At 61.7% G+C, this 10,028-nt stretch carries 9 protein-coding genes; 7 read left to right on the plus strand and 2 right to left on the minus strand.

What is annotated here, in order from left to right:
• Together AC1D1Z_RS29790 and AC1D1Z_RS29795 are read right to left on the minus strand one after the other, a co-directional pair.
• A partial coding sequence (locus AC1D1Z_RS29790) for an adenylate/guanylate cyclase domain-containing protein (protein ID WP_477852497.1) occupies nt 1-559 on the minus strand: 559 nt, incomplete at its 3' end.
• Nucleotides 560-795: 236 nt separating this feature from the next.
• Nucleotides 796-1,866 (minus strand): LacI family DNA-binding transcriptional regulator, encoded by a 1,071-nt coding sequence (locus AC1D1Z_RS29795; protein ID WP_131647214.1) that lies wholly within the window; start codon nt 1,864-1,866, stop codon nt 796-798.
• A 222-nt stretch (nt 1,867-2,088) separates the two neighbouring features.
• Between AC1D1Z_RS29795 and AC1D1Z_RS29800 the strand changes: the two genes are divergently transcribed.
• The 7 genes from AC1D1Z_RS29800 to ppk2 form a co-directional block, all read left to right on the plus strand.
• Nucleotides 2,089-3,042, plus strand: a complete 954-nt coding sequence (locus AC1D1Z_RS29800; RefSeq protein WP_018449047.1) for a sugar phosphate isomerase/epimerase family protein — start codon at nt 2,089-2,091, stop codon at nt 3,040-3,042.
• Nucleotides 3,043-3,100: 58 nt separating this feature from the next.
• On the plus strand, nt 3,101-4,333 hold the full coding sequence (locus AC1D1Z_RS29805; protein WP_131647213.1) for an ABC transporter substrate-binding protein: 1,233 nt from the start codon (nt 3,101-3,103) through the stop codon (nt 4,331-4,333).
• Nucleotides 4,334-4,411: 78 nt separating this feature from the next.
• Nucleotides 4,412-5,299 carry a carbohydrate ABC transporter permease gene (locus tag AC1D1Z_RS29810; protein WP_018449045.1) on the plus strand — a complete coding sequence of 296 codons (888 nt, stop codon included), beginning with the start codon at nt 4,412-4,414 and terminating at the stop codon, nt 5,297-5,299.
• Nucleotides 5,299-6,183, plus strand: a complete 885-nt coding sequence (locus AC1D1Z_RS29815; RefSeq protein ID WP_113542805.1) for a carbohydrate ABC transporter permease — start codon at nt 5,299-5,301, stop codon at nt 6,181-6,183. Before AC1D1Z_RS29810 ends, AC1D1Z_RS29815 begins: the two co-directional genes overlap by 1 nt.
• A 7-nt stretch (nt 6,184-6,190) precedes the next feature.
• Nucleotides 6,191-7,273 (plus strand): ABC transporter ATP-binding protein, encoded by a 1,083-nt coding sequence (locus tag AC1D1Z_RS29820; protein ID WP_477852499.1) that lies wholly within the window; start codon nt 6,191-6,193, stop codon nt 7,271-7,273.
• Between the two features lie 83 nt (nt 7,274-7,356).
• Complete coding sequence (locus AC1D1Z_RS29825) at nt 7,357-9,009, plus strand: GMC oxidoreductase (RefSeq protein ID WP_477852501.1); 1,653 nt, start codon at nt 7,357-7,359, stop codon at nt 9,007-9,009.
• 149 nt (nt 9,010-9,158) lie between these two features.
• A partial coding sequence (gene ppk2, locus AC1D1Z_RS29830; protein WP_477852502.1) for a polyphosphate kinase 2 occupies nt 9,159-10,028 on the plus strand: 870 nt, incomplete at its 3' end.

Here is a 10,028-nt window from a genome sequence, read left to right on the forward strand (position 1 = left end):
CAAGCGGCACCTCCTCACCGGAGGCGACATTGCCCCAATCGGCAAAATAGACATGGACCGGGCGGGAAATGTTTTTGACGGTCTTGGCGCCCTGGTCCGCGAAATCGAGGCCGAGCTTGTTTCCGACTTCGTGGCGCACAGCCGCCGAACAGGCAATGCCGCCAGGATCTGCAAGGGCTTGTAGCCGGACCGCCACATTAATGCCGTCCCCATGAAAGTCATCCGCATCGAAGACGATGTCACCCAGATTCAAGCCTATTCGAAACGCAAAGTGCCTGTCCGCTGGAATCCCCATGTTGCGCTCCAGCATGCCGCGCTGGATTTCGACTGCGCATCGTGCAGCACTGAGCACGCTGCCGAACTCGACCAGGAAGCCGTCGCCCATCACCTTGATTATACGCCCGCCGTGGGTCGCGACAGCGGGATCGAAGAGCTCGCGGCGATGCTGACGAAGGGCGTTAAGCGTCTCCTCTTCGTTGGCTTCCAGGAGACGGCTGTAGCCTACCACATCGGCGGCCAGGATAGCCGCCAATCGGCGCTCGACAAGCTCTGCACACATGCCCGTCTCCCCAACGTGCTGGTGGCAATATTACTCAATTCTAGAAGTTAGCCGATCATGTTGCCGGATGATTGTATTACTGACAACTAAAATATCCCTCTGTCGCCAAACCAACAGTTTACGCTGAACACTGTAGGGCTGTAATGGCGTCGACCGACAAGAGATCGAAGTACCGAGGATCAAGCGGCGGGTTTTGATTGATGTCGAGGGTAATCCCCTCGCCGCGGCCGGCTCCGTCAGTTCTTCGGAGCAGCGATGCTCTCCCGCAAGATCAGGCTGCTGCGGATGACGGTACGAACCGTCGCCGTATTCTGCCTCTGGCCAATGGCGTCGAAGAGGAGATCCACCGCCGCACGCCCCATCTCTTCCACCGGCTGCTTGATCGTCGAGAGCGGCGGAGAGCAGAATTCGCAGACGGGGGAGCCGTCGAAGGAGACGACGGACACATCACCGGGAATACCTAGGCCCGTCCGTTGGATACGGCTGACAAAAGAAATGGCCATGTCATCGCTGGTCGCGATGACGGCTGTTGGTTTCTCGGTCAACTCGGCGAAATCATCCGCCGCCTGGACACCAATGTCGAAGCCGTGCTGATAATCGAGATGACCACCCGAGCGATGCACCGAATCCTCGGACAATCCTGCCGCCTCGAGCGCCTCGAGCACGCCGCCGTAACGCTCGACATCGTGATAATTGCCTTCAGGCCCTGCAAGATAGAAGAACCGTCGATGACCCAGTCGGATCAGTTCGGCCGTGACGTCGCGCACGGCTTCGCGGTCGTTCGTAACGACGCTCTGCAGGCCGGCATCGCTCATGTCGAGCAGCATCGACACGATCGGCAGGCCGGAGTTGGCCAGCGAGCGTCCGTCAACCTCCGGAAGCTTCGACGACAGGATGATGGCTCCGCGCACGCTGCCGCCGAAGGCGAGGTCGAGAATGTGCCGTTCGGAAATCTCGTCGCGGTCGAGGTTGGCGATCATCAGGTTGTAGCCGCCCTGGATCAGCGATTTATTGATACTCTGCAGCACCTGCGGAATGACCTGGGAAGCGCCATAGTAGAGCGATCCCGGCAGAATGATCATGATGATATTGGATTTGCCGACCCTGAGACCGCGCGCCATCGCGTTCGGGGTGTAGCCCAGTTGCCTGGCTGCGGCATTGATCTTGGCGCGCGTCTTTTCGTTGACCCGTCCGGGATTGGCGAGCGCCCGGCTCACTGTCGATATCGCAACGCCGGCGAGCCGCGCGACATCGGCCATCAACGCGCCTGATTGATCCTCCCCGACTACATCCTTGTTTTTGTTCACGGTTCTTTCTTTCTCTCGGATGCTTTTGTTTGCAACTCTAAGACAAGTGGCAGCTTATAGCAAACGTTTGCCAAAAACCGCTTGCGTAAAAAAACAGCTTGGCTATTATCTAATCATGGCAAACGATTGCCATAAGCTAATGCATTGAAAATTCTACGACTTATGAATGCGGAAACGCCCTTCCGCAAACGGATAGGTCATGCCTTGAAAAAGGGAGTGATTATGGCTGCTGACGACAGGCTGCGCTTCGGCGTCGATCTCGTGACATTCTTCCATCCCGGCTTTTGGGACGTCGATAGCCATGACGCGATCGTCGACTATGCACGCGCCGCGCCGCGCGCCTTCTGGGACAAGATCCTCGACGGCGTCCAGGCCTCCGGCGTTACCGGCGTCGAGCTGACCTTCTCTCCCTTCAACTGGCAGGACGCGATCAAGACCTACGGTTCCGTCGATGCCTTCGCGGCCGAGCTGGCAAGACGCGGTCTGACGCTGTGCAGCGGCTTCTTCGCGGAACTTGAGGCGGCCGGCGACTTCGCCGAGCCCGAGGCCCAGCGCGCGCTGATCGACAAGGCGGAACGATATGCCGACTTCCTGAAAGCCTGCGGCAGCGACATCATGGTGATCGGCGCGCCCTTACGCCAGACGCTCGGCGCCCAGCCGGTGCAGTTCCATGATTTCGATCGCGCCAAGGTGATCGCCGATTTTCTGAACCGGCTCGGCGCGACCCTCTATGCCAGGGGCGTACGGCTGGCGCTGCACACCGAGGCGCACTCGATCTTTGCCGCCGCGCGCGACGTTGATCTGATGATGCTTTTGACCGACCCAGCCTATGTGCACATGTGCCCGGATACCGCCCACATCATCGTGGCCGGCTCCGATCCCGTCCAACTGGTCGATCGCCATCACGAGCGCATGATCATCGCCCACTGGAAGGATGCGCGCGGCCCGATGCCCGCCGACACCCCGATCGACAAGCACATCCATGAACGCCACCAGCCCTATTTCTGCAGCTTCGGCCTCGGACGGGTCGACTGGCCGGCCTGGATCCGGCTGCTGCGCGACCGGGCCTATGAAGGCTGGGCGATCCTCGAACTCGATGCCGCGCCGGATCCCGTCCGCGACATCGCCAACGGGCTCACCCTCGTCCGGCAGGGGCTCCTGCCGATCTATCGCTGACAGTCATCCCAAAAACAACGAACGCCCCGCAAAGAGGGCATTTTCAAGAGGTGGAACAATGAAGACCATGATGAAGCTTTTTCTTGCCGGCGTGGCATTCGCCGGCCTGTCTGCCTCGGCCCATGCCGAGGACAAGCCGACGATCGAGATCATGTCGTCCTGGACGTCTGGCGGCGAAGCAGCCGCCCTCAACGTCATCAAGACCGAGTTCGAAAAGCGCGGCGGCGTCTGGAAGGATTCCTCGATCGCCGGCTTCGGTGCGGCCGATGCCGCCTTCCAGAACCGTATCGTCGCGGGTGACGCGCCCGGGGCCAAGCAGGGCGTCATCGGCCTCGCTGCCGCTGATTTCATCAACCAGGGCCTGTTCAATCCGATCGACGACGTCGCCACCGCCGGCAAATGGGCTGACGCCCTGCCGAAATCGATCCACGATCTCATCTCCTATAACGGCAAGGTCTATCTTGCGCCGACCGGCGCCCATGGTGAAAGCTGGCTCTTCTATTCGAAGGAAGCCTTCGAGAAGGCCGGCATTGCGCAGGAGCCCAAGACCTGGGACGAGCTCTTTGCCGATCTCGACAAGCTGAAGGCTGCCGGCCTGGTTCCGGTCGCCTGGGGTGGCCAGCCCTGGCAGCAAACCAAGGTCTTCAACATGATCCTGCTCTCGCAGGTCGGGATCGACGGCTTCCTGAAGATCTATGTCGATAAGGACAAGAGCCCGGCATCCGTCGAAGGCGTGAAGAAGTCCCTTGAAATCCTCGGTAAGCTGCGCGGCTATGTCGATGCCGGTGCAGCCGGGCGCAACTGGAACGACGCGACAGCCATGCTGATCACCGCCAAGGCCGGCGTGCAGTTCATGGGCGACTGGGCCAAGGGCGAATTCACCGTTGCCGGCAAGGAGCCGGGCAAGGATTATGGCTGCATGATCGTGCCGGAGTCGAAGGGCATGGTCTACATCGCCGACTCCCTCTGGTTCCCCAAGACCGGCAAGGCCGAGACTGAGAAGGCGCAGAAACTTCTCGCCGAAGTCGTCATGGATCCGGCCGTTCAGGTCGAATTTGCCCTGAAGAAGGGCTCGGTGCCGATGCGCGCCGACGTCGATAAGTCGAAGCTGGACGCCTGCGCGCAGAAGGGTGTCGAGCTGATGAGCGCCGGTGCAATCGTGCCGGACCAGGCGATCGTGCTGACGCCCCAGCAGGTCGGCGCGCTCGACGACTTCGTCGACGAATACTGGAGCGGCGGCTCGAACGATGCAGGCGCCGCAGCCGAAAACTTCTTCGCCGTCTTCGAGTAGGATAGTACCCGTGGCTGCCGGCTGCCGCCTCACGCGGCGGCCCGAGCCCTGCTTTCCACTCCGTCAACGAGCTGGCCGATGTCCATCAAACGCAAGCCCAATCTTTCCGCGACCATCGCCCTGCTGCCGACATGGTTCGTCGCGGTCGTGGTCTTCATCGGCACCATGGCTTGGTCGATCCGCCTGTCCTTCACCAATTCGACGCTTTTTCCGTCCTCGACCTATGTCGGCTTGGCGCAGTATTCGAAGCTCTTCTCTTCCGCCAAGTGGCTAGCCTCACTGCAAAACGTGTTGATATTCGGCGTCCTATACGTCGCAGGCTGTTTGCTGCTCGGCTTCTTTCTCGCTGCGGCGCTGGATCGTAAGATCCGCTTCGAAAGCGCCTTCAGGACCATATTCCTCTATCCCTACGCCATGTCCTTCGTGGTGACCGGGCTGATCTGGCAATGGATGCTCAATCCGACGCTCGGCATCCAGGCGAGCGTGCGTTCGCTCGGCTGGGAAAGCTTCGTCCTCGACTGGGTGGTCAATCGCGACATGGCGATCTATGCGCTGGTGCTTGCCGGCGTATGGCAGGGCGCGGGGCTCGTCATGGTCATTGCGCTCGCCGGCATGCGCGGCATCGAGGCCGAGCAATGGAAGGCGGCGCGGATCGACGGCATTCCCATCTGGCGGATCTATGTCTCGATCATCCTGCCGCAGCTCGGGCCGGCGCTGGCCGCGGCCGGCATGCTGCTCGCCATGGGCGTGATCAAGACCTATGACATCGTCGTCGCCATGACCAATGGCGGCCCCGGCAATGCGACGGAGGTGCCGGCGAAATTTATCATGGACAATCTGTTCGGGCGCCAGAATCTCGGCCTCGCCACAGCAGGCGCGACAGTGCTTGTCCTCGGCGTGATCATCGCAGTCGCCCCGTTCCGCTACATCATGCACATGCGCGACAAAGCAAAGGGAGCCGCGTGATGGCCCGCCCTCATCCAAACGGTCCGAAGCCGGCACAGATCACCGCCGGGCGCATCGGCCTCTATGCCTTCCTTGTCATCGCGGCACTTTTCTTCCTTTTGCCGCTCTACACCATGGTCGTCACCTCGCTGAAGTCCATGGACGAAATCCGGCTCGGGCAGATCTTTGCGCTGCCGGCCACGCTCGATTTCTCTGCCTGGGCTACCGCCTGGTCGGGCGCCTGCATGGGAACCGTCTGCGTCGGCATTCGTAGCGGCTTCTGGAATTCGGTGGCGATCACCCTTCCCTCGGTCGCGCTCTCGGTCTTCATCGGCGCCGTCAATGGCTATGCGCTGTCGCTTTGGCGGCCGCGCGGGGCAAACCTGCTCTTCGGCCTGCTGATGGCCGGTGGCCTGATCCCCTACCAGATCTTCCTCTATCCGATGGTCCGGGCGATGGCGAATATCGATCTCTACAATTCGCTGGCCGGCATCATTCTCGTGCATGTCATCTTCGGGCTGCCGCTGGTGACGCTACTCTTCCGCAACTATTTCGTCAGCGTGCCAGAGGAGCTTTGCAAGGCGGCACGCGTCGACGGCGCGGGCTTCTGGCGCATCTTTTTCGAGATCATGCTGCCGATTGCCGTGCCGATGGTCGTCGTGGTCTCCATGCTGCAATTCACCGGCATCTGGAACGACTTCCTGCTCGGTCTCGTCTTTGCCGGGCGCGACAACCTGCCGATGACCGTGCAGCTCAACAATATCGTCAACACCACGATGGGCGAGCGAACTTACAACGTGAACATGGCGGCGACGATCCTCACCGCCATCGTTCCGCTCGCCATCTATTTCCTGTCCGGCCGCTGGTTCGTGCGCGGCATCGCGGCCGGCGCAGTCAAGGGGTAACGCTTCCATGCAATCTGCCGTCTCCGTCAAGGACCTGAAGATCGCCTATGGTGACCATACGGTGATCGAGAAGATGTCGATCGACATCGCGCCGCGAGAGTTCCTGGTGCTGCTCGGCCCTTCCGGCTGCGGCAAGTCCACGCTTCTGAACGCCATTGCCGGCCTCCAGGACATTACATCAGGCGAGGTCTGGATCTCGGRCAAGAATGTCAGCTGGGAGGAGCCGAAGGACCGCGGCATCGGCATGGTCTTCCAATCCTACGCGCTCTATCCCCGCATGTCGGTCCGCAAGAACCTCTCCTTTGGACTTCGCGTCGCCCGTCTGCCGAAGGCCGAGATCGAGGCCCGTGTCGCTCGCACCGCCGCCCTTCTCCAGCTCGACAAGCTGCTCAACCGGCGCCCTGCCGAGCTATCGGGCGGCCAGCGCCAACGCGTCGCCATCGGCCGGGCGCTGGTGCGCGAAGTCGATGTCTTCCTGTTCGACGAACCGCTGTCGAACCTCGATGCCAAACTGCGCAACGAATTGCGCGTCGAGATCAAGAAGCTGCACCAGCGCCTCGGCAATACGATGATCTACGTGACCCACGACCAAGTCGAGGCCCTGACGCTTGCCGACCGCATCRCCATCATGCGCGACGGTGTGATCCAGCAGCTCGCCTCGCCGGCCGAGATCTACCGCCGCCCGGCCAATCTCTTCGTTGCCGGTTTCATTGGCGCTCCGGCCATGAATTTCATCGAGGGCCGGATCGAGCGCGGCGACGGGGCGCCCATCTTTCTGGGCAACGGGCTGACCATCGATCTCTCCGGCTATTCCTTTGGTGCGGCCGCGGCGGAAGGACCTGCTACACTCGGCTTTCGCCCGGAACACCTTGTGCTCGATGGGGCGGCGAGCGGCCTGCCCACCATTCCGGGCCGCGTTGCCGTCGTCGAGCCGATGGGTTCGGACGCCGTTGTCTGGTTCGACTGGGCGGACCAAAGCCTCTCGCTCCGGCTGATGGGCGACGTGACCCTTGAGCCCGGTGACGCCATGGCTCCCGGGCTCGATATCGACAAGGCGTCCCTCTTCGGCGCTGACGGATCGCGGCTGTGACGCACCATCCCTTTGTTTTCCCGCAATTCCGGGCGCGTTTCGCGCCGTTTTGAGGATTGCTCCAGGACAGGATTTGAAACGACATGTCTGAGATCGTCTATGATGCGCTGGTGGTCGGCTCCGGCGCGGCGGGTTCCTTCGCGGTAAAAGAACTGACGGCACAGGGGCTGTCGGTGCTGCTGCTCGAGGCCGGTCCCGCCGTCGGGCCGAAGGATTTCGATCCCGCGCGCAAGAAGGCGCCGGCAAGCAGCATCAATATCTGGGAGCGCGCGCGGGCCACCCTCAAGGGCCAGCCGATCCAGGCCCGCGCGGCGTTTTTTACCGAGCGCTTCAGCCACTTCTTCGTCAATGACCGCAAGAACCCCTATACGACGCCGAAGGGCGAGCCCTTCCTCTGGATCCGCGGCCGCCAGGGCGGCGGGCGTCTCCACAGTTTCGGCCGGGTGCTGCTGCGCTGGACCGACGATGATTTCAAGATCCGCTCGCGCGCCGGAAAGGGTGTGGACTGGCCGGTCTCCTATGAAGAACTGGTGCCTTTCTACGACGAGGTGGAGACTTATCTCGGCCTCTACGGCAATAGGGATAACGCGCCCACCTTGCCGGACGGCGTCTATGCGAAGCCGGCAAGCCTGACGCCCGCCGAACAGATCTTCAAGCAGGCGGTCGAAAGCCGCTGGCCGGAAAGGCACGTCGTCTCCTGGCGTTACATCGCGCCGGACGCCGACCGCATGCCGCGACCGCTGCGAGACGCTCAGGCCACCGGCCAACTGACCGTCCGCTACGACGCCGTCGTTCGCCGCATCACCACGGACGAGAAGACCGGCCGCGCCACCGGGGCGGAGTTCATCGATCGCAATACGGGCGAGGTATCGACCGCGCGCGCCGCGACGGTGGTGCTTTCGGCCTCGCCGATCGAGAGCGTACGGCTGCTCTTGAATTCGGCGTCGGCGAAACATCCTGATGGGCTCGGCAACAGCTCGGGCGCCCTCGGCCGCTATTTCATGGATCAGCTTCCGTGCCTTGCCTTCGGGTCCTTTTCGAAGGCGAAGGGTTGGGCGGTCRACGAGTCCGCGCCGACCGACCCGTTCTACAATCCGTCGGGCGGGATCTTCATTCCCCGCTTCGGCGAGGGCGACGTCGCCCGCGGCGATTTCGACTACCAGGGAAGCGTCGGCCGCGCGCCGGTCTCCGGAGAAAGCGATGCACGTCTCGCCTTCTTCGGTTTCGGCCGCATGCTGCCCTATGCAGATAATCGCATCACGCTCGACGTCAGGCGTAGGGATGCCTGGAACATTCCTGTGCCGCATATCCGCTGCGTCATGCGACAGGAGGAACAGGCGCTGCTCAGAAGGCAGGAGGAAACGCTGATCGCGATGATCAAGGAGGTCGGCGGCGACCTCGAATTCATCGGCTCGCCCACCGGCCTCAAGGAGATGGGCAAGGGCGCCTTTCCCGAAGCCGATGCCTTCAGCCGCTTCATGTTCCGCAAATGGTTCCGCAACACCATGTGCATGGGCGCGGCAATCCATGAGACGGGCGGCGCGCGCATGGGCGAAACCCCGGAGGCTTCGGTGCTCAACCCCTACAACCAGGTCTGGGATGTCCCGAACCTCATCGTCACCGACGCCAGCGCCTTCCCCGGCAGCGGCATCGCCGGCACGACGCTCACCGTCATGGCCTTGACGATCCGCGCCTGCCGGAATCTTGTCGACCAGTACCGGACGGGACAGCTATAGGCGCGCCTCGGCGGCTGAAGCGCATTCGACGCCGGCAATCATCGGCTTAAGAGATCGGGACGTTGCTGTTCCGGCTTTGGCTTAGCCGAACCGTCACACAAACTTCGCAGTGACATGCTCCTGTCAGAAAACGCAGGAAGGAAAAGCCCATGTCTCAAACACATCAGGACCAGCTCAGCCGTATTAAGGCCGAGATCGCCGACAGCTTCGATGAAGAGCTGGAAATGCAGATGGAGGAAGACCGGCTGGACGATCTCGTCGCCGAAGGAATGTCGGAGCCGGCGGAGCAGACACTCGAGCGAAAGACCTACTTCCGCGAGCTCTTCCGGCTGCAGCATGAACTGGTGCGGCTGCAGGATTGGGTTCAGCATAAGAAGCTGAAGGTGGTGGTGCTGTTCGAAGGCCGGGATTCGGCCGGCAAGGGAGGCGCGATCAAACGCGTGACCCAGCGGCTCAATCCGCGCGTCTGCCGGACGGTCGCGCTGCCCGCCCCTACCGAGCGGGAACGTCATCAATGGTATTTCCAGCGTTATGTCCCGCATCTTCCGACCGCCGGCGAAATGGTGCTCTTCGACCGAAGCTGGTACAATCGCGCCGGTGTCGAGCGCGTCATGGGGTTCTGCACCGATGAAGAGCTCGAGGAGTTCTTCCGCTCGGTGCCTGAATTCGAGCGGATGCTGGTCCGTTCAGGCATCGTGCTGATCAAATACTGGTTTTCGATCACCGACGAGGAGCAGGAATTCCGCTTCAAGATGCGTATCCACGATCCGCTGAAGCAATGGAAGCTCTCACCGATGGATATGGAAAGCCGTGTGCATTGGGAAGAATACACCAAAGCCAAGGAAGAGATGCTGGCGCGTACGCACAGCCCCGATGCGCCTTGGTGGGTGGTTCAGGCCGTGGACAAGAAAAGGGCGCGGTTGAACTGCATTGCCCATCTTCTCGAGCAGATCCCTTACGAGGATGTTCCGAAACCGGAGATCCAGTTGCCGGACCGCATCCGTCACGCCGATTACAAC

This window comes from Rhizobium sp. P1_E1, assembly GCF_056406015.1.

What these genes read in the sequence shown, in the direction of transcription:
- AC1D1Z_RS29800 (WP_018449047.1), top strand. Translation starts at nt 2,089, where the DNA reads ATGGCTGCTGACGACAGGCTGCGCTTCGGCGTCGATCTCGTGACATTC.
- AC1D1Z_RS29815 (WP_113542805.1), top strand. Translation starts at nt 5,299, where the DNA reads ATGGCCCGCCCTCATCCAAACGGTCCGAAGCCGGCACAGATCACCGCC.
- AC1D1Z_RS29805 (WP_131647213.1), top strand. Translation starts at nt 3,101, where the DNA reads ATGAAGACCATGATGAAGCTTTTTCTTGCCGGCGTGGCATTCGCCGGC.
- AC1D1Z_RS29810 (WP_018449045.1), top strand. Translation starts at nt 4,412, where the DNA reads ATGTCCATCAAACGCAAGCCCAATCTTTCCGCGACCATCGCCCTGCTG.